The organism is Rathayibacter oskolensis, from assembly GCF_900177245.1.
Lineage (GTDB): Bacteria > Actinomycetota > Actinomycetes > Actinomycetales > Microbacteriaceae > Rathayibacter > Rathayibacter oskolensis.
The window spans coordinates 1,484,144-1,508,817 of sequence record NZ_FXBM01000001.1; the positions used below are offsets into that span (position 1 = coordinate 1,484,144).

Genomic DNA, 24,674 nt, shown 5'->3' on the forward strand with positions numbered 1-24,674 from the left:
CCTTTGCCGCTTCCTACGAAGCGGTTTCCGTGCTCTCCGCGGGCGCTTGGGCTGCTTCCACAAACGCGGTCGCGATCGAGCCGGCGGTCGCGTCGATCTGCCAGGGCCGCGCGCCGCCGCGTTCGAGGTCGGCGGCGATCGACGCGGCGTCGAGCGGCTCGGGCGGGCTCCAGGCGAGACGGCGGAGGAGGTCGGGGGTCAGCAGGTTCTCGACCGGGAGGGAGAGCAGCTCGGCGATCTCGCCCACCACCGCTCGACCCGCCTTGAGGCGCGCATCGGCGGCCGGGTTGCGGTCTCCCCAGGCGCGGGGAGGAGGGAGCGTGTCCGCGGCGGGACGGACCGCCGTCGGCAGATCCTCCGTGGTCATGCCGCGCTCGATCGCGGCCCACCAGCGCTCGACCTCGCCTCGGCTGGCGCGCCCGGTGAAGTCGCGACGCCCCGAGAGCTGGCTGACGCTCGTCGGGATGTTGCGCGAGACGGCGATGATCGAGGCGTCCGGGATCAGCCGCCCGGGAGCGATGTCGCGCTCGCGCGCGAAGGCGTCTCGGGCGAGCCAGAGCTCGCGGGCGACGGCGAGGGGCCGGAGCCCGCGCAGCGAGTGGACACCGGAGAGGCGGCGCCACGGGTCGGGGGGAGCGACCTTGGGCTGCCGGCGCAGCGTCGCCTCGAACTCCTCCCGCGCGATCCGCGTCTTGCGGGCCTCGACGAGCATCTCCTCCATGCGGTCGCGCAGATCGACCAGGAGCTCGACGTCCTTCGCCGCGTAGACGAGCCAGCTCTGCGGCAGGGGACGGGTGGACCAGTCGGCGGCCGAGTGCTCCTTGGCCAGGTGGATGCCCAGGAGGTCCTCCACGACGGCGCCGAGACCGACCTTGGGCAGACCGAGCAGACGGGCCGCGAGCTCCGTGTCGAAGATCCGGGAGGGGTCGAGACCGACCTCGCGCAGGCACGCCAGATCCTGGCTGGCCGCGTGCAGCACCCACTCCTCGTCGCCGATGACGTCCTGCAGGGCGTCCATCCTCCCGATCGCCGGGGGGTCGAAGAGGAACGCTCCCGACCCCCGCCGGTACATCTGGATGAGATAGGCGCGCTGCGAGTAGGTGAAGCCGGACGCCCGCTCGGCGTCCACGGCCACCGGGCCGTGACCCGCCGCGAGGGCGTCGACAGCGGCGTGGAACTCGGAGGGGGTGGAGAGGACGCGGTAATCAGTCACGGTTGTTCCGTCGGAAGGCGAGTGAGGTCACGCCGTCGCCCGACACGGGCGGGAGGCCCGCCAGCATGCACAACAGCTCTCCCCAGCCTTCCACGTGTGCGGCGAGCTGCGCATCCTCGGGACTCCACGAGGCACGGATCTCGATCTGCGCGCCGTCGCCCTGCGCCGCGAGCTCGCCGAACCCCGTGGAGAGGACCTTGGTCGCTGTACCGGACGCCGCCGCGTAGGCGGCCCCGCGGACCTCGAGGGCGTCGATCAGCCACGACCAGGCGACCTCGGCGAGGAACGGGTCGGTGCCGATCTCGATCTCGAGGGGAGCCTGGGCGAAGCAGACGACGCGGAACGGTCCGCCCCACTGCTCGGGCTCCTCCGGGTCGTAGAGGAGGATGAACCGGCCGGTGCCCAGCTCGGAGTCGCGGCCGTGCGCCCGCGGTGACACGTCGCCCGAGAGCGCGAGGGCCCAGGGCGCGAGCCCGGTCGGCGAGGCGATCTCGGAGACCGTCAGTTCGGATCGCGTCGAGACCGCGCGGATCGACTCCGTCGCGGCCCGGAACGCCTCCGGGAGCTGAGACGGTGCTGAGAAATCGGACACGTCCGCAGACTAGAGTTCCCGCATGCCCGAAGCCCGCAGGCACGCCGCGGAAGGCGGGCGTCGAGCCGGCCTCCTCCTCGTCGGCATCCTCTCGATCCCCGCCCTGGTGCTCGCCGGAGCGGTCGGCGCCTCGGCGCTGGTCACGGCGTTCGTGCGGGGCGTGGTGATCCCGCCCTCGCGCCGCTCGCAGGACTCCCGTGTCCTCGCGGTGCGCCAGGAGGCGGGGGAGATCGTCCTCGCGGCCGACGCCGACTCCTCGGTGCGCGGCTCCTTCAGCCTGTGGTTCGACGGCGGCCGCGGGCACGCGCGGGTCGGTCGGCTGCTGGCCACCGGGCCCGGACGCGTCGTGCGCGAGCTCGGACCTGTCGACCGCGGCCGGCTCCGCGCGGGCGTGCGGGCGAGGATCAACGGCTGGCTGTTCCTCAGCCCGCGCGAAAGGGGCCTCCCCTTCTCGGCGGAGGAGGTGCCCACCCAGTTCGGAGCGGCCCCGGCCTGGCTCTTCCCGGCGCAGGACCCCGACGCCGACGTCTGGGCCGTGCACGTGCACGGCCGCGGCACGACGAGGGAGGAGACGCTGCGCGGCATCGACGCCTTCCACCGCTCCGGTCTGACCTCGCTGGTGGTCTCGTACCGGAACGACGGCGATGCGCCGGCGAGCCCCGACCGCCGCTACGGCCTCGGCGACACCGAGTGGCGCGACGTCGACGCCGCGATCCGGTTCGCCGAGCGGCGCGGCGCGCGGTCCGTCGTCCTGGTCGGCTGGTCCATGGGCGGTGCGATCGCGCTGCAGACCGTCCTCCGATCCTCCCGACGCGGCGTCGTCTCCGGGCTCGTGCTCGACTCGCCCGTGATCGACTGGTTCGAGACCCTGCGCGGACAGGCGCGACTGCGGCGCATCCCGCCGGTCGTCGCGGCCCTCGCGATGACCGTGATGCAGCGCCCGTGGTCGACCGCCCTCACCGGCCAGAGCACGCCGATCCCGCTGGCCGGGCTCGATCTCGTCGCCCGCGCTGCAGAGCTCGAGACGCCGATTTTGCTGATGCACAGCGTCGACGACGACTTCGTGCCCAGCGGCCCCTCGGAGGCGCTGGCCGCCGCCCGGCCGGACCTGGTCGAGCTCGTGCTCTTCCGCGGCGCCCGGCACACCCGGCTGTGGAACGACGACCGCCTGCTGTGGGAGTCGTCGGTCGAGCTCTGGCTCGCCCGGCGGGGCCTCAGCCGTTCCGGCTCCAGCGCGCATAGGTGAATCCGGAGTCGTCGACCGCGAGCGAGGTCAGGGAGTAGCGGTCGTCGACCGCCCTGTCGGCCAGGGCGACCGGGAGCCCGGGGAGGACGACGCGCGGAGCCGTCGTCAGGCAGATCTCGTCGACCCGGCCGGAGGCGAGGAACTGGCCCGAGAGCGTCGCACCGCCCTCGCAGACGACCCGCTCGAGACCGAGCCCGGCGAGCGCATCGAGGATCGCGTCGACGCTCAGGCGATCGCCGTCGGCCGCGACGCGGACGATCTCGACACCGCGGGGGAGCGAGTGGCCCTCCCGCCACGACTCCGGCACCAGGAGCAGCACTCGGGCGCCCTCCTGCAGCTCCAGCCGATGACCGGCGAGGTCGCCCGAGGCCGAGACGACCGCCAGCGGCACCCGCTTCGGAACCCGGTAGCCCTCGGCGCGGACACTCGCCGCTCCCACGACCACGACATCGGCCTGGGCCCGGATGACGCCGAGGATCGTGCGGTCGACCCGATTGGTGAGGGTCTCGCTCGTGCCGTCGGAGCCGATGCTCGAGCCGTTCACGCTCGCGATCATGTTGAGTCGCACCCGCACCGCGACATCGGGACGGTAGGCGTCCTCGATGACCGACCGCGCCCCGTCGTCGCCGAGGCGCACGCGATCGCCGACGGGGAGCAGGGGCTGGAGGATCACGCGGCCAGGTGCGCGCGGATCTGCCGCTTGGTGCGGCCGAGCAGCGCGCTCATCCCGCGCAGGCGCAGCGGCGAGACGGCCTCGGAGAGTCCGATCGTCTGGGGGAAGTCGTCCGGCACGGCGAGGACCTGCTCGGCGGTCAGCCCGTCGAGCCCCTGCGCCAGGATCGAGGCGAACCCGCGGGTGGTCGGCGCCTCCCGGGGAGCGGTCGCGTGCAGGTGCACCAGGTCGCCGTCGAAGTCGACGACGATGAACACCGGTGCCTGGCACTCCTCGACCCGCTCGAACAGATCGGGGTGGTCGCGGTAGCGCTCGGGCAGCTCGGGCAGCTCGTTCGAGAACTCGAGCAGCAGCTGCAGCCGCTCGGGCTTGTCGAGAGCCAGGAACTCGTCACGGATGTCGCGGAGCGCGGAGGGGAGTTCGGCGGAAGTCATCACGGTCATCCTCTCAGAGGAGAGGACCCCGGACGCTGGGCGCCCGAGGTCCTCCGGCCTCGTCCTCACCGGGGCGCGGGTGCCTCGCCGGGCTCGGCGCCGGTGGCGATCGGGACGCGCACCGCGCTGCCCCACTCGGTCCACGAGCCGTCGTAGTTGCGCACGCCCTCGAAGCCGAGCAGGTGGGTCAGGACGAACCAGGTGTGCGAGGAGCGCTCTCCGATCCGGCAGTAGGCGATGACCGAGTCGCCCTCCTCGAGCCCCGCGCCGTCGCGGTAGATGCCGTTCAGCTCGTCGAGCGGGCGGAAGGTGCCGTCCTCGGCGGCCGCCTTGCCCCACGGCACGTTCTGCGCGCTGGGGATGTGGCCGGCGCGGAGGGCGCCCTCCTCCGGGTAGGCGGGCGCCGTCGTGCGCGCGCCCGAGAACTCCTCGGGGGAGCGCACGTCGATGAGGGGGCTGCCGAAGTGGGCGAGCACGTCCTCCTTGAACGCGCGGATGTCTCCGTCGCGCCGCTCGACGACCGGGTACTCGACCGGCTCCGGGCTCGAGGCGTCGGTGGTGATCGGACGACCGTCGGCGATCCACTTGTCGCGGCCTCCGTCGAGGAGGCGGACGTCCTCGTGGCCGAAGAGCGTGAACACCCAGAGGGCGTAGGCGGCCCACCAGTTGTTCTTGTCGCCGTAGATGACGACGGTGGTGTCGCGGGCGATGCCCTTGCCGCCGAGCAGCGCGGCGAAGGCCTCGCCGCCGATGTAGTCGCGCTCGACAGGGTCGTTGAGATCGGTGTGCCAGTCGATCTTCACGGAGCCGGGGATGTGGCCGGTCTCGTAGAGCAGGACGTCCTCGTCGGACTCGACGACGACGAGACCGGGCGTGCCGAGTCGTTGTTCGAGCCACTCACCGCTGACGAGTCGTTCGGGGTGCGCGTAAGCGGCGAACTTCGGCGACGGATCGAGTTCAACGGACAAGGAGGACCTCCAGGGTGGTGCGCGGAGCGCAGGCGTGATTCCTTGGGCGGGCTACGCTGGAGCCCGCCCTTCAGCGACAGTACGCGCCCGCGAGCGCGGGTGCACGGAAGGCGGCGTAAGAGTTCGACACACTGTCAGACCCCCGTGGCCGGCCCTCTCCGGACGCATGATGCGAGGTGCGCGTGACCCCCGACGACGTCCGATCCACGAGCAGTCTCACGACGCGCTCGCCGCAGATCAGCGGTCATGAGATCGCATCGACGCTCGTCCCGCCGCGGCAGTTCGAGGGGGCGACCTTCGAGAGCTACCGCCCCGACCCGGAGTACCCCTCGCAGGCCGAGGCGGTGGAGGCGCTGCGCGCCTTCGCTGCGGGAGGCGGCTCGCGGGGCGGGGGCGGCGGCTTCTTCGGGTTCGGCCGCAAGAAGGCTCCGGAGGTGAAGCCGGGCGTCTACCTCGACGGCGGCTTCGGAGTGGGCAAGACCCACCTGCTCGCGGCGATCTGGCACGCGGTGCCCGGCCGCACCTACTTCGGCACCTTCATCGAGTACACCGCCCTCGTGGGCGCGCTCGGCTACGCGGCGACCGTCTCGCTCCTCAAGGGCTCCGCGCTGCTGTGCATCGACGAGTTCGAGCTCGACGACCCGGGCGACACCATGCTGATGACCCGGCTGCTCGGCGAGCTGGTCGCCTCCGGGACGCGCATCGCCGCGACGTCGAACACGCCCCCGAATGCTCTGGGCGAGGGGAGATTCGCCGCGGCCGACTTCCTCCGCGAGATCCACGCGATGGCCGAGCACTTCGAGACGATGCGGATCGACGGCACCGACTACCGTCGCCGCGACATCGAGGGGCATGCGCTCTCGCGGAGCGACGACGAGATCGGCGAGCTCCTCGCTGCCGCCCCCGCGGGAGCCGTCGTCACGGACGACGCCTTCCGCTCGGCCGTCGACCACCTCGGCACCGTCCACCCCTCGCGCTACATCAAGGTCATCGAGGGCGTCGACGCCATCGTCCTCCGCGACGTCACGGCGCTCACCGACCAGACCGATGCGCTGCGCCTCGTCGCGTTCATCGACCGCGTCTACGACGCGCAGATCGCCGTGCTCGCCACCGGCGTGCCGCTCGACGAGGTCTTCGGTGGCGACATGCTCAGCGGCGGCTACCGCAAGAAGTACCTCCGCTCGATGTCGCGTCTCATCGCGCTCACCTCGATGACGCCCTTCGCCACCGCCTGATCCGAGGCGTTCGTACGTTCCGCGCCTGAGGGAGCGGGCACACGGCGATCGGTCGGCGGGCACCGGGGTGATCGGCAGCGCGCTGTAACGCGCTATTTACACAGCCGGTCCGCTCGTAACCTGCGCGAAACCTCGTGCCGCACGAGACGAAACCTCACGCCGCCAGACTGTGGGCTACCCGAGGTGACCCGACACCCGCGTGTCTCTGGGATGTGCGCCTCCAGCACTCCCGCATCGGGTTCATCCCTGCACAATCACGACCTGCACAATCACGAGAGGTTCAACTATGGATCAAGGCAATACCGCGTTCCTGCTCCTGGCGGCGGCGCTGGTCCTGCTCATGACCCCCGGGCTCGCCTTCTTCTACGGCGGACTCGTTCGTGCGAAGAGCGTCATCAGCATGATGATGCTCAGCTTCGGCGCGATGGGACTCATCGGCGTGCTGTGGGTGCTCTACGGCTACGCGATCACCTTCTCCAATGCGGGTGTGGGCGACTTCGTCGGCATCGACGGCATCCTCGGCATCGACCTCAGCCAGCTCGGCCTCGCCGGCGCCTACGCCGAGGCTCAGGGCGACATCGAGACCGCGTTCCCGACGCTGGCCTTCGCCGCCTTCCAGGCGACCTTCGCCATCATCACCGTCGCGCTGATCTCGGGCGCCATCGCCGACCGGGCCAAGTTCGGCGCGTGGATGGTCTTCGCCGGGGTCTGGGCGACGATCGTCTACTTCCCGGTCGCCTCCTGGGTCTTCAACTTCACCCTCGGCGAGGAGGGCGTCACCGACGGCGGCTGGATCGCTTACTCCGTCGGCGCGATCGACTTCGCCGGTGGAACCGCGGTCCACATCAACGCCGGTGCGGCGGCCCTCGCCCTCGCCCTGGTCCTCGGCAAGCGCGTCAACTTCACCAAGGGCGCGCACCAGCCGCACAACCCGCCGTTCGTCCTCCTCGGCGCCGGTCTCCTCTGGTTCGGCTGGTTCGGCTTCAACGCCGGCTCCGAGCTCGCGGCAGACGGCTTCGCGGCCATCGCCTTCCTCAACACCATCGCCGCTCCCGCCGCCGCCATCCTCGGCTGGCTGGTCGTCGAGAAGATCAAGGACGGCAAGCCCACCTCGATCGGCGCCGCCTCCGGAGCCGTCGCGGGTCTGGTCGCGATCACCCCGGCCTGCGCCAGCCTCTCGCCGTTCTGGGCCATCGTGCTCGGCATCATCACCGGTGCCGTCTGCGCCCTGGCGATCGACCTGAAGTACAAGCTCGGCTACGACGACTCGCTCGACGTGGTCGGCGTGCACCTGGTCGGCGGTCTGATCGGAACGCTCTACATCGGCTTCTTCGGCACCGACGTCGGCCTGTTCCTCGGCGGCGGCTTCGAGCAGCTCGGCCGCCAGGCCATCGCAGCCTTCTCGGTCCTCATCTACTCGTTCGTCCTGACCTACGCGATCGGCTGGATCATCCAGCGCACGATCGGGTTCCGCGTCAAGAACGAGGACGAGGTCGCGGGCATCGACACCGCGATCCACGGCGAGAACGGCTACGTCCTGGCCGACTAGCACTCGCAGCACACCACAGCACCGGAAGGGGTGCCGGCTCCTCGGAGCCGGCACCCCTTCCGCGGTCCACGCTCCGGCCGCCCGCCCGGGCTAGGGTTCCGGAGTGCCCTCCTCACGCTCGGTCGCGTCCCTGCTCCTCCGACTGCTCGGTCGCGCGAGCGCGTCGCGACCCGACCCGGTCCAGGCCCCGCGGCGGCCGTACCTGACCACGACGGCGACGACTCCGGGCGCCAGCGGCGTCGGGCGGACCGCCGAGATCGATCCGGGGCGCGTCAGGGGAGTCCACCTCGGCTACGCCCCCTCCTCGGACGGGGATCCCGACCCCGGGGAGATCGTCTGGACCTGGGTCCCCTACGAGGAGGACGACGGCCGGGGCAAGGACCGCCCCGTCCTCGTGCTCGCCGTCGAGAAGGCCGGGACCGTGCTCGCCGTGCGCCTGAGCTCGAAGGAGCACGACGGCTACCTCCCGATCGGCACGGGACCCTGGGACCAGGAGGGACGACCGAGCTGGGTCGATCCCGAACGCGTGTTCCGCGTGCATCCCGCCGGCATGCGCCGCGAAGGAGCCGCTCTGGATCGGCCGCGGTTCGACGTCGTGGCCCGCGAGATCGCGGAGCGCTACGGCTGGCGCTGACCCGCGATCGTCGGCGACGTGACGGCACCGCCGACCTCAGCAGACCGGAGACCTCCGATCCGGCATCTGTCCCCCGATCAGGACGTGCACCTCGACGACGAGCGGGCCTAGAATGCCGCTCGACAGGCCCGGCGTCGAGTCTGTCCGTCCCACAGCTGGGGGGAGTCGGCCGTGCTCGTGGCTCGTGGTTCGGTGCGTGTGCCGGCCGGACAGGATCCGCGGGAGTGGTCCGTCCACGCCCTCACCTGGGACGACGGAGCACCGCCGGAGATCCTGTCGGGGACGCACCCGGACCAGGACGGCGCCTTCGCGATCGAGGTCGACGACCAGCGCCTGCTGTCGCTGCTCTCTCTCGTGCTCGCGGATCAGGACGGGCGGGTCCGCGCCTGGTCGAACGATCCGCGCCGGATGCGCCGGGCGCTTCTGGTGGCGGACGCCGACGCCCAGGGAGAGCTGCGGCCGCCGGTCGACCTGGTCGAGCGGCCGGCTCCGGAGACGTCGGGGCAGCGCGTCGTCCGGGGGATCGTCACCGACACGGCCGGCAGACCGTTGCGCGGCGTCGTCGTGCGAGCCGTCGACCGCGATCTGCGCAGCGAGACACCGCTCGGTCCTCTCGCTCCTGACTTCCGGGAGGAGACTCGGACGGCGGCCGACGGGCGGTACGAGATCTCCTACGCGCCGTCGTCGGTCAGCCGCGCCGAGAGGGGCGGCGCCGACCTGCAGATCCGTGCCCTCGGGGCACAGGGGGAGGTCGTCGCAGCGTCGCCGATCCTGTTCGACGCGGGGGAGGAGGAGGTGGTCGACCTCGTCGTCGTCAGCGGGGAGCTCCTCGGCTCCGACTGGGAGCGCCTCGTCGCGGCAGTGCTGCCGCTGCTCGAGTCGGCGGACGAGGAGAGCCTGCGCACGATCCTCCCCGAGGAGCGGACGTTCCTCCTGGGCGAGACGCGCCTCCCGGAGCGTCTCGTCGACACCCTGCTCGGGGGCGTAGCGCTGGCGGACGCGATCGCGGCCGACGTCCCGATCGTCGGCTGCTACGCCCTGGCGCACGCGCTGCCCGGGGCCGCGTCACGAGCGGCGTCGGTGGTCGCCGCCCGCGGAGTCCCGCGGCTGACCGCCGACATCGAGAGCGCCGTCGACGACGCCGCCGTTCCCGAGAGGATCCGCGCCGACGCCTCCGCGATCGCCGAGCGGGTGGTCACCGCCGCCCGCGACGCCGCCGCGCGGGATCGTGATCGGAGCTCCCCGGTCGCGGAACCGGACGTGCTCTTCGCCGAGACGGCCGTGGCCGAAGCGCTCGCCGTGGACGACGCGCTCGACGCGGCCCTGCGTTCCGCGGTCCTGGCGAGTGTGCCGCAGGCATCGCCGCGTCTCGCCGCGGCGCTCGCGGCGCGCGTCCCGCGTGCGCGGGCGGATCGTGCGGCCGGGACGACCCTCACCGAGGTCGTGGTCGCGGCTCTGCGCGGCCTGCGCGACGACTCCACCGTCGCCGGCGAGGCGCTCGCCGCTGCCGGGACGACAAGGGCCGACGACCGCACGGTGGCCGAACTGCTCTCCCTCGAGAAGCGGGTGCAGGACAATCCGCTGCTCTCGCGCGTCGTGCAGCCCGCGATCGCACGGTCGCTGGCCGAGACGGCCGGCTGGTCGGGTGACGAGGTGCTGGTCGCCGAGGCTGTGGCGGAGTCGCTGCTCACCCGCCCGGCCCTGGCGGAGCGCCGGATGCGCGACAGCGGGATCGACGAAGGGTCGGTGACCCGCCTCCGCGCCGTCCGCGAGGTGTCGACCGCACTCGGGCACCATCTCCCGCTCGTCCGTGCCGTTGCCGATGCGCACGCGACCGACAACCGGGCGCTGGCCGGATGGTCACCGGAGCGGTGGGCGGACGCGATCGGAGACGGTGCACTCCCGGGCGGCTCCACCCGGGAGGCGTACGTCCGCAGCATCGTCACGGCCCTGGATCGGGCGCATCCGACCGCGGCGCTGCAGGCCCGGCTCTCGGGGACCCCGGACGAGACGCCGGCGGTGTCCGCGGTGCTGGCGGCGAATCCCCAGCTGGAGCTGGCGACCGCCGTCCTGCGCGACGGCGCGCCCGTCGCCTTCGACTGGGGCGCAGTGCCGGAGGTCGAGCGCGCCGGCACGCTCCGGCGGATGCGCGGCATCCAGCGGGTGATCGCTCTCGGCGACTCCGCCGAGACCCGCGCGACGCTGCTGCGCACCGGGTTCACCTCTGCTCGAGCGATCACGGCGCTCTCGGAGGAGGCCTTCGTGGTGCGCTCCGAGCTCAGGCTCGGAGTCGCGCGCACCGTCTACGCGAAGGCCACCCGGCTCCGACTGGCCGCGGGAACGGCGTTCGGCGCGGGCATCGACCTCCTGGGCGGATCGATGCCGACAGCGCTCGCCGCCACAGCCGCGACCGCCACGGCCCGCACCGAGCTCCTCCAGGTGCAGGGCTACGCGGAGCTGTTCGGCGACCAGTCGTTCCACCGCTGCCCGGAGTGCCGCACGGTCCTCGGTGCTCCGGCCTACCTCGTCCGCCTGCTGCGCTTCCTCGATCGCTGCGTGACGGACGCCGTCTTCACGGGAGCGCGAGCGTCGTCACCGCTGAGCCTGCGAGTGCGTCGACCCGACATCCGCCGGCTGCGCCTCGACTGCGCGAACACGAACGACCGGGTGCGCTACCTGGACATCGCCTGCGATGTGCTCGAAGCCGACGCCGCCGAGCACCTCCCGGGCGGTGCGGGCACGATCGCCGACGTCTACGCGGCCATCGGCGGCGCGGGGGGAGCCGCGGCGTCCTCGTTCGAGCTGCCGGCCGACCACCCCTCCCGGCGACTCGTCGCCGCCCTCGCCCGCTTCGGTCTCACCCCGCCCGAGGTGTACCGGATGCTCGGCCGCGGCACGGACGTCTCCGACTCGGGAGTGCCGGACATCGACGCCGCTCTGATCACGACGCCCGATCCGGGCAGCGCCGCAGCCCGCCTCGGCGTCGTCGCCCTCGACCCGGTGCCGCTGACCACGATCCTCGACCGCGCGCGGCTCAGCCGGACAGAGTGGAGCGGAACCACGGCGGATCCGCTGCTCGCGGCGCTGACGATCACCGTCGATCCGATCACCGGCGCCGAGACTCTGCACGGACTGACGGCCGACCTCGCCGACCGCCTGCACCGGCTCGTGCGCCTCGGCCGTGCCCTCGGCTGGGGCCTGCCCGAGACGATCTCCCTCGTCGAGTCGACGAACGGCGGAGACCTCGACACCGTCCTGGCCGCCGTCGGTCCGTTCCTCCGGGCAGCGCGGGCGGACGCGCTGACACCGGCGGTCGTCCTCGGGCTCGCGGCGAGCATCGATCCGGCCGGGCTCGCGGCCGCGCAGGACGCAGCAGACGAGGTGGGCGCCGCCGGCCTCGGTGCGGAGGCGGTGCTCTTCGCCGCGGACGGCGTGGAGAGCGCGTCGGTGCGCTTCTCCTCCACCCTCGACGTGGCCGAGACCGCCCTCGAGTCCGTCCTCACCGCAGTGCGATCGGCGACCGACCCCTCCGCGGCGGCGAGGCCAGCCCTCGACGACGCGCTCCAGCGCGGGTTCGGTCTCTCCTCGACCGCCCTGCGGGCGTGCCTCGCCTGGGGCGACGCCGACGCGCGAGCCGCGGCGATCGCGACCGCGACGGTGATGCTTCCCGCTGACGACGCGGGGCGGGACGCGCTCCGCCTGGAGGTCAGGGACCTGCTCCGCGCGGTGGAACGAATCGCGTTCCTGGTCGACACGGCGGGCCTCGACGACGCTGCACTGGTCTTCGCGACCGCGCACCCGGTTCTGCTCGGCCTGCCCGGCCGCGTCCTCGACCGCCGCGCGGTGCTGGCCCTCGGGCACCTCGGCCGGCTCGGTGCCCGCCCGCCGGCGACGGGGGTGCACGGCATCACTGAACCCGGTGCGGGCGACCCGGCCGCGGTCGTGATCCGCCGCCTGCTGCTCTCAGCGGGTGCCGCAGGCGGAGCGGGCCTGCCCGACTCCGCGGCCGAGGACGTCGCTGCGCTCTTCGGCTGGGAGCCGTCGGCCGCGGCCGCGGTGCTGCCCGCTCCGGCCGCGGATCCGCTCACCGCGCTCGTCGCCGTCGATCGCCTCGCGGAGCTCGCGACGCGGCTGGGGACCTCGCCCGCCGAGGCGAGCATCATCGGCGACCCCGCGCAGGTCCCCGCGGCGGCCGAACTCGCCGTCGGAGCGGTGGACGCCGCGGCGGAGAGCGGGACGCTGACGCCCGAGGACGCCGAGCGGATGCACGATCGACTGGCCGAGATCCGCCGCGATGTGCTCGCGGCCTTCCTCATCGACGCCTCCGGCCGCGGCTTCGGCTCCCTCGACGATCTCTTCAGCTACTACCTGCTCGATCTCAGGACGCAGGGCATCGTCACGACGTCGCCCGTCTCGTGCGCCATCGGCAGTCTGCAGCACTACGGCGAGCGCGTCCGCACCGGCTACGAGCGCTCGGCCGACGGCACCGACGCCGTGTCCCCGACCCGCATCCCGGAGGAGGAGTGGGCCCGCATCGGGCGGTTCCGGATCGACTCGGCCGCGGTGAGCGCGTTCCTGCACCCCGACGCCTTCATGCTGCCGGGACTGCGCGTCGGCAAGACGCCGCTCTTCGAGCAGCTCGAGGCCGAGATCCTGCAGGGAGAGGTGACCGAGGAGCGGATGACGGATGCTCTCCTGCGCTACCTCCGCGGCCTCTCGGAACTCGCGCACCTGCGCATCGTCGGCGCGCACAAGGACCCCGACGGTGTCTACTGGCTCGTCGGGCGCACGACGGACGATCCGCCGGTGCACCACCTGCGGTCGTGGGACGGGACGACGTGGTCGCCCTGGCGTCGACTCGACCTGCCGATCGATGCCCCCGCCGTCTCGCTCGCGACCTCGGCCGGTCGGCTGCACGTGTTCTGGACCGATGCGACGATCACGAAGAACTCGACGATCTCGGGAGGGTCGCAGCACGAGGCGTTCTCGACGGTGGACGTCGCGCTGGTCTTCGCCTCCCGCACCGCCGACGGCGGATGGACGGCACCGCAGCGCGTGCGCGGGCTGCTGCCCCTCGACGGCTCGGCGAGCCGTGCGATCCCGCCGTCCGTCGACCGCGAGGCGTCGAAGGGCCTGAAAGCCCTCTGGCGCGCCTACCCGCGGGCCTCGGCCGGACGGATCCTGATCGACACCGTCGATCCGCTCTTCGACCTGACCCCGTGGGCCGACCCTCCCGTCGTCCGACAGCGTCTCGACCTCTGGCGGCGGGTCCTCCTGCCGGCCGTCGACTTCGCGATGACGGGCGAGGCGCAGGCGATCCGGCTCTCCGGCCGGAACGGGAAGGCGCGCCTCGTGGTCGATCCGATGCGGCGCTCGTCGGCGCTGCTCGATCTGCGCCCCGCATCGACCGAGGACGATCCGGTGACGGGGACGTGGGCCCACCCGGTCGGGCGACCCGTCACGGACCTGGTCGAGGTCGTGCACGGCGGCGACCTGGAGACGGTCATCACTGTCGGGGACCAGCAGTACCTCCTGCACTCCCTCGGCCGTGCCGCCACCCGCATCGACCCGTGGATCGTCGTTGATCACGCCGTGCACGAGCGGGTCGACCTCGTCGCTGCGGCACTCGCCGAGGCGGCGACGCACGTCGATCCGGCGACGGCGAGCACCTCCGCGCTGCAGCAGGCGACGGTCGCCGCGCTGCCTCCGTCGGTGCTTCCGATGTTCGGCGACGTGCGCGTCTGGCAGCAGTCGGCCGTCGTCGGCGGTCCGGTGCTGACCGCATCGCTGAACGTCTCCTCCACACGCCCCCTCGGCCCCGGTCTCGGTCTCGTCGTCGCCGAGAAGCCGAGCCTCGTCCGTCCCGCCGTCGACGCCGCGGCGGTCCGCCACCCTCCGGTGTCCTTCGGCGTGCGGGACGTGCGCGCGAGCGAGATGGTCCGGCTCACCGCTACGACCGCCGACCGGCTCGGCGAGGCTCTCGCTGCGCGCGGGCTCGACGGGCTCTTCGACCTCGCGACGCAGCTCGCGGCGAAGGAGCCGCCCCCGGGAGTCGACGGCGTGCCGGTCGCCTTCACCGACGCGGCCGTGCTCGCGCCCCCGCAGACACCGGATCGGCTCGACCTGGAGGGGTCTCTCGGCGACTACTACCGCGAGGTCTTCCGTGACGCACCCTGGCTGATCTCGGACACCCTGCGCGCCGCAGGTCTCTACACCGAGGCGCTGCGGTGGGCCCGGCGAGTGGTGGACCCGTTCGCGGCGCCCGCGGACCCCGAGCGGCCGTGGCGCTTCATCGGCCTCCGCGGTCTCACCGCCGACTCCCTCCTCGCATCCCTGACCGATCCGAGGGCGGTGGCCGTGTACCGCTCGGACCCGTTCAATCCCTTCGCCATCGCCGCGGTGCGTCCGGTCGCTGTGCAGAAGGCCCTCTACCGGCACCTCATCACGCTGTGCCTCGACGCCGGGGACGCGGCCTTCTCGTCGGTCTCCTCGGAGGAGGACGTCCGCGAGGCGCTGCGGTGGTACACGCTGGCCTCGCAGATCGCGGGGGAGCGGCCGCGCGAGGGGGCGCCGTGCCCGCCTCCGCCGGACCCGTTCGATTACGAGCATCTCGAAGCGCAGATCGACGACGACGAGGACGTGGTGGTCGTGCTCGAGAACGTGCTGGCGGAGTCGCCCGCTCCGGGTGCCGCCGCGGCGCTCGCGGACGGAGCGTCCGCCGTCGCGGCGACCGACGCCCTGGCCGAGCGGCTGGGCACGCTGACCGGGTCGCCGACGCCGCCCTCGGTGGCGGCCGGCCTGCTCGAGCAGACTCTCGCCTTCCATCTGCCTGTCGACGAGACTCTGCTCGCGCTCTGGGACCGGATCGACGACCGGCTCCACAAGATCCGCAACGGCCTCGACATCACCGGGCAGCGCAGCGACGTCCCGCTGTTCGGGCCGCCGATCGACCCGATGGCGCTCGTCCGCGCACGAGCTGCAGGACTGTCCACGGCGCAGGCCGCTGCGGCGGTCTCGGGTGCCGAGGTGCCGGTGCACCGTTTCGCTGCCCTTCTGCCCCGGGTGAAGGAGGCCATCGCGGCGGTCGGCGCACTCGAGTCGGAGCTGCTGCAGGCACTCGAGCGCAAGGACGGAGAGGAGCTCGCCCTGCTCCGCTCGACCCACGAGCGCACGCTGCAGGGGCTCGCGACGAGCGTGCGCGAACGGCAGCTCGAGGAGGCCCAGCTGCACGAGGCGGCGGCGCTCTCCGCGGAGGCGACCGCCCGGGCGTCCGTCGACGCACTGACCGAGCGGATCACGGCGGGACTGCTCGCGGAGGAGGACCTGGAGGTCGACAAGCGCGCGGAGGGACGGAGCCTGCGCGCGACCGCAGAGGTCTTCCGCGTCAGCGCCGTCATCGCCTATCTGATCCCGCAGGTCGGCTCTCCGCTGGCGATGACCTTCGGTGGCCAGCAGCTCGGCGGATCCTTGTCCGCCGCCGCCGGGGTGAACGACACGAACGCGAACGCCAAGGAGGGCGAGGCGCTCTCTGCCGCACTGACCGCCTCCCGCTTCCGCCGACTCGAGGAGTGGCGGCAGCAGCTCGCCCGGTCGCAGGGCGACCTCGACCAGCTGACGTCGACGGCCGCCGCCGCCGGACGGCGCGTGGTCGCCGCCGAGCGGGAACTTGCCGCACACCGCAGAGGCATCGAGCTCGCGCAGGAGCTCGACGAGTTCCTCCGAGGCAAGCTCACGGGGCTCGGCCTGTACACCTACCAGGCGCAGGCGCTCTCGACGCTGCACCGTCAGGCGTACACCGCTGCGATGGCGAGGGCGAAGAAGCTGCAGCAGGCGTACGCGTTCGAGAACGACGACTCGACCGTGTTCGTGACGCCCGACGGCTGGGACGCCGCGCGCCTCGGCGTCGGAGCGGCCGCCCGGCTGCGACTGCAGGTCACCATGATGGAGGACGCGGCGCTCGACCGCGACGCACGCCGCCGCGAGATCACGCAGACCTTCCCCCTCTCGCTCTTCGGCGACGCGCTCGAGCGCCTGCGTCGCACCGGCAGCTGCACGATCACGATCCCCGAGCTGCTGTTCGACATCGTGCACCCCGGCCACTACCACCGCGTTCTTCGCGGGATCCGGCTCGCGACGCCCGGGCTCGCCGGCCCGCACACCTCGATCGCGGCGACGCTCAGCTACCAGAGCGGTGCCGTGCGGCTGGATCCGCCGATCGCATATCCGGGTGCTCCCGCGACGGCGCGCCCCGTGCCGAGTGCGATCACCGCGTCGATCTCGACCAGCGGCCGGGGAGGCGGCGCGGGCGGGCCGGGCGAGGACGGACGGCTCGAGAGCGGCGTCCCCGAGGAGCGCTATCGCCCGTTCGAGGGTCTCGGTGCCGTCGACAGCACCGTGACCATCCGCTTCCCGCAGGCGGTCCGCTCCTTCGACTACGACTCGATCTCAGAGGCGCTGCTCACCTACGAGTACACCGCGAAGGCCGACGCGCTCGCCGCCGAGGCGGTGGAGGCGGGCATCCGCGCCGAACTGTCGAAGGTGGTCGCGGCCGGCGGCTTCACGAAGACGTTCAGCCTGCGCGGCGACTTCCCGGAGGCGCTCGCGCAGCTCACCAGGACCGACGGGCCTGCAGGAGAGGTGACCGCCGATCTCACCGTCGCGCAGCGGCACTTCCCGTACTTCCTCGCCGAGGAGGATCTGCCCGTCTCGCGCATCGAGCTCTCGCTCGTGGCACCGAGCGGGGCGCCGCCCGCCCTCCGTGTCGACGGCGTCCTCGCCGCCTGGACCACGGACCCGGAGACGGGCGATGTGCGCGCCTCCGTTCCCCTGCCGGCGGCCCGCTCGGCTGTCGGAACGCATACGCTCGCCGGTCCCCGCGGAGCGCTCGCCTCGGTGAGTGACGTGCGCATCGTGCTGCACGCGTGAGAACAGCGCGCGGAGGGGATGCGAGATGACCGGGCGCGAGGAGGAGACGACCGGCTCCGGCGCGGCCGGAGGCACGACACGGTCGTCGTTCTCGCTCGGAGCCTCGCCCTCCGGTCCGCGCTCGTTCGCCGAACCGCCCACGCTCGAGATCCCGAGCGGGGGTGGGTCGCTCCGGGGGATGGGCGAGGCGCTCACCCCGGTCTCGCTGCACGGCACCGCAGGCTTCGAGGTGCCCCTGCGGGCGCCGGACGGCCGTCGACTGCAGCCCGACCTCGCCCTGCGCTACTCCTCGGGCGAGGGGAACGGACCGTTCGGACTGGGCTGGTCGCTCGGGCTGCCGGCGGTCCGCCTGCGCACCGACCGCGGTGTGCCCGAGTACGCGGGCGGCGACACCGCCTTCCTCGACGGCGCGGACGATCTCGTCCGCGTGTCGCGAGGGGAGCGCCCGGCGCCGTGGGGCGGTTCCGGCCCGCCGGTCGTGACCGACCGGTACCGTCCGCGCACCGAGACGCAGTACGCCCGGATCGAGCGGCACACCCGGGCCGACGGCTCCGTCTTCTGGAGCGTGCTCGACTCCACCGACGTGCTCTCCGTCTTCGGGCGGAGTGCGTCCGCGCGCATCGCGGACCCGGGGGACCCGGCCCGCGTCGCCGTGTGGCTCCTGGAGGACGTCTTCGACGGCGCGGGCGAGCGGATGCACTACCGCTGGGTGTCGGACGACCGGTCCGGTGTACCCCGGACCGTGTCGGAGGCGCACCGGGCGGAGCCCGCCCAGCGGGTGCTGAGCGAGATCCTCTATCTGGTGCGGGACCCGGTGCCCGACCGGTTCGCGGCCGCTCCGATCGACCACTCCGGAGCGGGCTGGCGCGCCCCCTTCCACCGTGCGCTCGCCTTCGACCACGGCGAGCGGGCCGACGGCCTCCTGGAGGGGTCGGGGACCTGGACCGCGCGACCCGATCGGTTCTCCGATCACCGGTCCGGCTTCGAGGTGCGCACGCAGCGGCGGTGCTCGCGGGTGCTGGGCTTCCAGCGGAACGTCGACGAGGTCGAGTGGACGCTCGTCGGGGCGACCGAGCTCACCTACGCGGATCGCCCGACGTCGTCGCTGCTCGTCCGAGCGCGCTATCGCGGCTCCGCTGCTGACGGGTCGGAGCGGGCGCTGCCTCCTCTCGACTTCGAGTACACCCCGTCGAGCGCACCCGGCCCGGTGCGTCCCGTCGACAGCGCCTGCCTCGCCGACGCTCCCGCCGGCACCAGGCACGGCGTGCAGTGGGCCGACCTCGACGCCGTCGGCGCGCCCGGACTGCTCAGCGCGTCCGAGGTGGCGTGGAGCTTCGCCTCCAATCTCGGAGACGGCCGGTTCGCTGCCAGCCGCACCGTCTCCTCCGCTCCCGCGGGCGCGGTCCGTGTCGGTGCGATGTTCGGCGACGGCCGCCTCGTCGCCACGACGGCGGACGGCGCGGTGCGCTACGCCGTGCGCGACCCGCTGACCCGTGAGTGGAACACCTGGTACGACTTCGACGCGGTCCCGGTCGGCAGCGGCGGCAGACGTCTCAGCATCGACCTCGAGGGCGACGGTCTGGCGGAGGCGGTCGAGCACCGCGGTGACACGATCGCGTGGAACCGGTTCCTCGGTCCCGAGGGCTTCGCCCCCGAGCGACGGCGCGTCCTCGCGGACGACGGACCGCGCGTCGCGCTCGATGATCCGACCGCCGCGGTGCTCTCGGCCGACCTCACCGGTGACGGCCTCGACGACCTCGTCGTGGTCCGCTCGGATTCGGTGGTCTACTGGCCCGCCCTCGGGCACGGCCGCTTCGCCGGTCCGGTCGTGACGGAGCATCCGCCCGAGCTCGGCGGGAGGTTCGACCCCCGCCGAGTGCTCCTGGGCGACACCGACGGCAGCGGCCCGTGCGATCTGCTCTACCTCGGCGACGACGGGGTGCGCTGCTGGCAGAACCTCTCGGGCAACGGATGGGGGCCGTCGCGCCTGATCGACACGTCGGTGCTCGCGACCGAGGTCGACTCCGTGGAGCTGGTCGATGTCCTCGGCTCAGGGACCGCCTGCCTGGTGATCTCGAGCGATCTGCCCGGCGGACCGCCGATGCGGATGGTGGAGCTGTGCCCCGACGGCAAGCCCGATCTGCTGAGGCGGGCGACCAACGGTCGCGGGCGCGAGGTCGTCCTCGGCTACAGCACCTCGGCCCGGGAGGCGGTGGCCGCGCGGGCGGCGGGCCGGCCGTGGTCGACACCGCTGCCCGTCCCCGTGCACGTCGTCGCCGAGACCGTGGAGTCGGATCTCGTCACCGGGGTCCGCACCCGCCGGAGCTACGGCTACCGGGACGGGTACTTCGACACCGACGACCGGGAGTTCCGCGGCTTCGCGCGCGTGGACACGACCCAGCACGACGACGTCGGCGACGGCCGGCTCTCCACGTCGATCTCCTGGTACCGGACGGGCGCCCCGACCGCGACCGCTCCCGACGGCGCACTCCGCGACCGCTTCGAGGGCGGCGCGCAGAGCCACTACCGGGAGGCCCTGCGCGCACTGCGCGGCACGCTCGTCCGCACCGCGGTGTACGCGCTCGACGACGGCGAGCGGGCGCACCGGCCGTACGCCGTGACGGAGGTCAGCCGCCGGGTGCGGGTGCTCGCCGAGGGAGACGCCGGTGGCGTCGTCTGCGCCGCGCTGCCGGCGGAGACGCTGGCGTGGACGGTGGAACGCGTCCCCTGCCCACCCGGGTTCCACCATCCCGAGCATCGGGTGCTCGCCGAGACCGTCGACCCGCTCGACCCGATGCGGGTGCGGTACGAGGCGGTCACCCGCGTCTCCGATCTCGGGCGCGTTGAGCGGTCGGTCGCGATCGCCTGGGGCCGGACCGACGGCGGGGCCCACGAGACGCAGCGCACGGGCGCGGTGCTCGTCGTCGAGTCCGACGCGGTCGATCGACTGGACGACCCCGCTGTGCTCGTGGTCGCCGCTGCGGTCGAGGAGCGCGTCTTCGAACTGATCGGAGCACCGGTTCCCGCCGTTCCACCGGGCGACGCGTTCCTCTCGCTGGTCGAGACGGCGCCGATGATCGCTCCGGACGCCGCGGCCCCGGCCGGACCGGCGCGACGGCTGCTCACGGCGACCCGCACGCGGTACTGGGACGACGCCCTCGACGGCGAGCTGCCGCAGGGCGAGGTGGGGAGGCGCGGCTACGCCCGCCGCGAGCTCGACGCCGCGCTGACCGCCGGTCAGGCTGCGTTCTTCGAACCGCTGCTCGGCTCCGGGACCCTGACCGCGGAGGGCGGCTATCGGGTCGAGGACGGTCCTGGCGGCCCTCTGCTGTGGGCGCCGGGCGGCGTCGTGCGGCCCGACCGTGATCGCTTCCTCCTGCCCGTGGCGTTCGTGGACGCGTTCGGCCGCGGCACCTTCGTCGAGTACGACGCTCTCTCGCGGCTGCCCGCCGCGGTGCTGGCGACGCTCAGCACCGACGACCTCCGCCCGGACCCCGCCGCGCCCGCCTGGAACCGGGTGCGCGCGCACTGGGACGAGCGGTGCTCCCTCCCGCGTCGGCTGGTCGACCCGCACGGGACGGTCACCGAGGCGGAGTACGACGCACTCGGGATGCTGGTGCGCTCGCGCGTCCGCGGGGAGAACGGCGAGGGCGGGCCGGCCGACTCGTGGGATGCGGAGCACTCCGTCGACCTCGGTCCGTTCGTCTCGGCGCCGTTGCGCGTCGAGGTGACGCGCCGGGTGAGCGACACCGAGCGCATCCGCTCGGTGTCGCACCTCGACGGACACGGTCGGGAGGTGCTCGTCAAGGTGCAGGCCGAGGCGGGACCGTCGTCGTTCTACTCGGTGGACGGGTCCCTGGCCCGCACGCCGGACGGCCGCCCCGAGCGGCGCGAGACCGACGGCCGCTGGGTCGGCACGGGCCGGGCGGTCTTCGACGGCGCCGGCCGCCCCGTGTCCCGCTTCGATCCGTACTTCGCGCCCGATGAGCGCTACGACGTCGACCCCGCGCTGGTGCAGCAGGGGGCTCCGGCGCAGCTGCACTACGACCCGCTCGGTCGGCCCGTCCGCATCGTCTTCGCCGACGGGTCGTTCGAGCGGACCACCTACGCGCCCTGGTCGGTCGTGGTGGAGGACCGCTCGGACACCGTTCTCGAGAGCGACTGGTACGCCGCGCGCGACCCGGCGGCTCCGGAGGCCGTGGCGAGCGCCGCGCACGCCGGCACGCCGAGCACGACCCTCCTCGACGCGCTGGGCCGAGGCACGGTGGCGGTGGAGATCCTGGGAACGACTGCCGGCCGGCGCGTGCTCTCGACGACCCTGCGTCACGATGTGCAGGGCCGGGTGGTCGCGGTCGTGGATCCGCGCGGAGCGACCGTTCTCGAGCGCACGCTCGACCTGCTCGGCCGGCCGCTGCGCGAGGCGAGCGCGGATTCGGGCGACTCCCGAGTGGCCAGCGATGCGGCCGGGCGCGTGCTGCGGGCGTGGGCGGGTGTCGGCGTCTGGCCCGACGCCGAGCTCGAGAGCCGCATCGTCCGCGACGGACTCGGGCGTGAACGCGAGCTGTGGCACACGGAGCACGGTGCGGCGCGCTGCTCCGTCGTCACCCTCTACGGCGACGAGGACCCGGTGAGCGGCCGGGCGCGGCGCGTTCTCGGGCTCGCCGACCGGGTGCTCGACGGCTCGGGGCTCGCGACTGTGAAGCGCTGCGACGAGCGCGGACGGCCGATCGAGACGGCCCGCCGGTTCGCGGTCGATGCGACCGCGCGCCCGGACTGGTCGGCCGCCGCTGCCGCTCCCGATGCGGTCAGCGCGGCGGCCGGGCTGCTGGAGGCGGGCGAGGCCGTCTCTCGCACGACGACGGACGCTCTGGGCCGTGTCGTCTCGGCGACCGCGCCCGACGGATCCGTCATCGCGACCCGCTACACACCGCGCGACCAGGTCGCCTCCGTCACCGTGACGACTCCGGGCGATGCGCCGCTGACCGTGCTCGACACCGCGCGCTACGACGCGCACGGGCGGCGCGAGCTGGTGCGCTGCGGGCCGGGCGGGGGCGCTGCAGAGACGCAGTGGCACGTCGATCCGCTCACTCAGCGCGTCGTCGAGGTGACCAGCACCGGCGCGGCCACGACCCTTCAGCGGCTCACCATCCGGTACGACGTGCGCGGGATCGTCATCGGGGTGACGGATGCGGCCGTGCCGACCCGCTTCTTCGCCAACTCGGTCGTGACCGCCGACCGGGAGTACCGCTCCGACAGTCTCGGGCGCCTCGTCGAGGCGACCGGCCGGGAGGCGCCGGGGACCGATCACACGACCGCCGACAGCAGGCGGCATCCGGGTCTGCGAGATCTGCCCGATCCCGACGGCGACGTGGTCGTGCGGTACCGCGAGCGCTACGACCACGACGACTCGGGTTCCCTGGTCAGGATCACGCACGTGCAGGAGGTGCTCGGCGGCGCGTCCTGGACGCGGGAGATCGCGGCGGAGGCATCCGCCAACAGGGTCTCGGCCACGATCGTCGGAGGCGCGTCGGAGCCGGTCTCCACCGACCGCCGGGGTCGGATCACCCGGCTCGGCGCCCGCGAGCTGACCTGGGGCGCAGCCGACGTGCTCGAGCGCGCAGTCGTGAGCGGGTCGCTGACGGCGCACTACCGGGTCGACGCCGCCGGTCACCGCACCCGGACGCTGCTGGTGGCGGCCGGGCGCCGCGAGGAGCGCCGCATCGTCGGTGCACTCGAGACCGTCTCGGTCCGGAGCGGGGGTGGGCCCCCCGCTGAGGAGAGCGCGCTGCGCATCGACGCGGGCGGTGCGGTGACGGCCGTGCTCGAGCGCAGCTACCGCGACGACGGCGTCGTCGCGCGGAGGGTGGTGCGGTACCAGCTTCCCGACCATCTCGGCTCGGCCTCGATCGAGGTGGACGACGCGGGGGCGCCGCTCACTCGGGAGGAGTTCCATCCGTGGGGCACGACCGCCTACGCCTCCGCTCGGCCCGGGGCGGGCCGGAAGCGCTACCGGTTCCTCGCTCGCGAGTGCGACGACGAGACCGGACTGGCGAGGCTGGGGGAGCGGCTGCTCGTTCCGTGGCTCGGCCGCTGGGCGAGCGCGGACCCGGCGGGCATCTCCGACGGCACCAACCGGTTCGCGTACGCGCGGGGAGCACCGCATACGCGCACCGACGGCAACGGGCGCCAGAGCGTCGGCGCCGACGATCTCGTGCTGCAGGGGATCGTCACGATCGACGGTGTCCGGTACCGCCAGTACTCGACCTTCGCGGGCGACTTCGTCCTGCAGGAGCGGGTCGACCCCGAGCCGCGGCCCGGCGCGCAACCGGCCGCGGCGACGGCGCCCGCTCCCGAGGCGGGAGCTCGGCCGCTGCCCCCTCCGCCGACGCCTGAGCCGCCCGTGGACCCGGAGACGGAGGAGGAGGACTCGGGCCCGGAGGCCGCGCCGCAGGATCCCGAGGAGCAGGACGCTCCCTGGCGGGAGAGCCTGCCGGTGCAGGTCGCGGTCGGACTCCTCGTCGGCGTGGGGGAGGGAGTGATGCCGTTCGGCGCTGACGCCGATCTCGTCGCGACCGAGACCGGTGTGGTCTCACGGGGAACGCGCGCCGCCCAGGTCAGCAAGGGCGTGGGCCAGATCATCGGGGGGTTCTACCTCGGTGTCTCCTCCGTCGGCGGCGCCTTCGTGGGCACCGGCCTCAGCTTCACCGGCGCCGGCGCGGCGATCGGGGTGCCGGTCGTCGCCGTCTCCGCCGCAGTCGCGGTCGGAGGCCTCGGCAACGTCGTCGCGGGCGCGGCGACGATCGCGGGCGCCTACAAGTCGCCGTGGAAGGGAGTCGAGGACCTGGGCACCGCCGTCTCGAAGACACGCGGCGGGCTCGTCGGCAAGGCGGAGAAGCACCACGTGTTCCCCGACAAGGAGCGGAAGTGGTTCGCATCGAAGGGGATCGCGATCGACGAGTACACACTGAAGATCGATCGGGAGACCCACAAGGTCATCCACGGCAAGGGCAAGCACCTGGAGGACTTCCGCAGGTCGTTCCAGACGTGGATCGACGCCCATCGGGGCGCGAGCGAGCAGGAGATCTTCGCGCAGGCCGGTCGCCTGATGGACGAGTACGGTCTCTCCCTCGGCTCCGGTCCGTTCGTGCGCTACTGAGGGACGCGATCGCGGGCGGCTCGTCGGCGCGCTCCGAGGACTCTCCGAC

11 protein-coding genes are annotated in these 24,674 nt (G+C 73.2%); 6 read left to right on the forward strand and 5 right to left on the reverse strand.

Features of this window, described 5'->3' with window-relative positions; genetic code table 11:
* Positions 1–13: 13 nt before the first annotated feature.
* Both B9Y99_RS07180 and B9Y99_RS07185 read right to left on the reverse strand, forming a co-directional pair.
* Positions 14–1,213 carry a ribonuclease D gene (locus tag B9Y99_RS07180; RefSeq protein WP_085475823.1) on the reverse strand — a complete coding sequence of 400 codons (1,200 nt, stop codon included), beginning with the start codon at positions 1,211–1,213 and terminating at the stop codon, positions 14–16.
* Complete coding sequence (locus B9Y99_RS07185; RefSeq protein WP_085475824.1) at positions 1,206–1,805, reverse strand: DUF3000 domain-containing protein; 600 nt, start codon at positions 1,803–1,805, stop codon at positions 1,206–1,208. Before B9Y99_RS07185 ends, B9Y99_RS07180 begins: the two co-directional genes overlap by 8 nt.
* Positions 1,806–1,827: 22 nt before the next feature.
* Between B9Y99_RS07185 and B9Y99_RS07190 the strand changes: the two genes are divergently transcribed.
* Positions 1,828–3,051, forward strand: coding sequence for an alpha/beta hydrolase family protein (locus tag B9Y99_RS07190; protein ID WP_085475825.1), 1,224 nt, complete (start codon positions 1,828–1,830; stop codon positions 3,049–3,051).
* On the opposite strand, the gene B9Y99_RS07195 is transcribed toward B9Y99_RS07190, so the two are convergent.
* From B9Y99_RS07195 to B9Y99_RS07205, 3 genes are all read right to left on the reverse strand, one after another.
* Entirely contained in the window at positions 3,020–3,724 is a 705-nt protein-coding gene (locus B9Y99_RS07195) for a dihydrofolate reductase family protein (protein WP_244274793.1), read from the reverse strand. The two genes, B9Y99_RS07190 and B9Y99_RS07195, sit on opposite strands and share 32 nt — an antisense overlap.
* Complete coding sequence (locus B9Y99_RS07200; protein WP_085475826.1) at positions 3,721–4,158, reverse strand: SufE family protein; 438 nt, start codon at positions 4,156–4,158, stop codon at positions 3,721–3,723. The genes B9Y99_RS07195 and B9Y99_RS07200 overlap by 4 nt, the downstream gene beginning before the upstream one ends.
* Before the next feature lie 65 nt (positions 4,159–4,223).
* Positions 4,224–5,126, reverse strand: a complete 903-nt coding sequence (locus B9Y99_RS07205; RefSeq protein ID WP_085475827.1) for a sulfurtransferase — start codon at positions 5,124–5,126, stop codon at positions 4,224–4,226.
* Positions 5,127–5,308: 182 nt separating this feature from the next.
* Between B9Y99_RS07205 and zapE the strand changes: the two genes are divergently transcribed.
* The 5 genes from zapE to B9Y99_RS07230 all read left to right on the forward strand — a co-directional run bounded on the left by zapE (position 5,309) and on the right by B9Y99_RS07230 (position 24,625).
* Positions 5,309–6,361, forward strand: coding sequence for a cell division protein ZapE (zapE, locus tag B9Y99_RS07210; protein WP_085476291.1), 1,053 nt, complete (start codon positions 5,309–5,311; stop codon positions 6,359–6,361).
* Positions 6,362–6,647: 286 nt separating this feature from the next.
* Complete coding sequence (locus B9Y99_RS07215; protein WP_085475828.1) at positions 6,648–7,910, forward strand: ammonium transporter; 1,263 nt, start codon at positions 6,648–6,650, stop codon at positions 7,908–7,910.
* A 103-nt stretch (positions 7,911–8,013) separates the two neighbouring features.
* A complete protein-coding gene (locus tag B9Y99_RS07220) occupies positions 8,014–8,544 on the forward strand; it encodes a type II toxin-antitoxin system PemK/MazF family toxin (RefSeq protein ID WP_129587929.1) in 531 nt (176 codons plus the stop codon).
* Positions 8,545–8,742: 198 nt separating this feature from the next.
* The gene (locus B9Y99_RS07225) at positions 8,743–17,469 is read left to right on the forward strand and encodes a Tc toxin subunit A-related protein (RefSeq protein ID WP_085475829.1); all 8,727 of its coding nucleotides are present in this window, start codon (positions 8,743–8,745) and stop codon (positions 17,467–17,469) included.
* A 25-nt stretch (positions 17,470–17,494) separates the two neighbouring features.
* A complete protein-coding gene (locus B9Y99_RS07230; RefSeq protein ID WP_085475830.1) occupies positions 17,495–24,625 on the forward strand; it encodes a SpvB/TcaC N-terminal domain-containing protein in 7,131 nt (2,376 codons plus the stop codon).
* Positions 24,626–24,674: the final 49 nt, after the last annotated feature.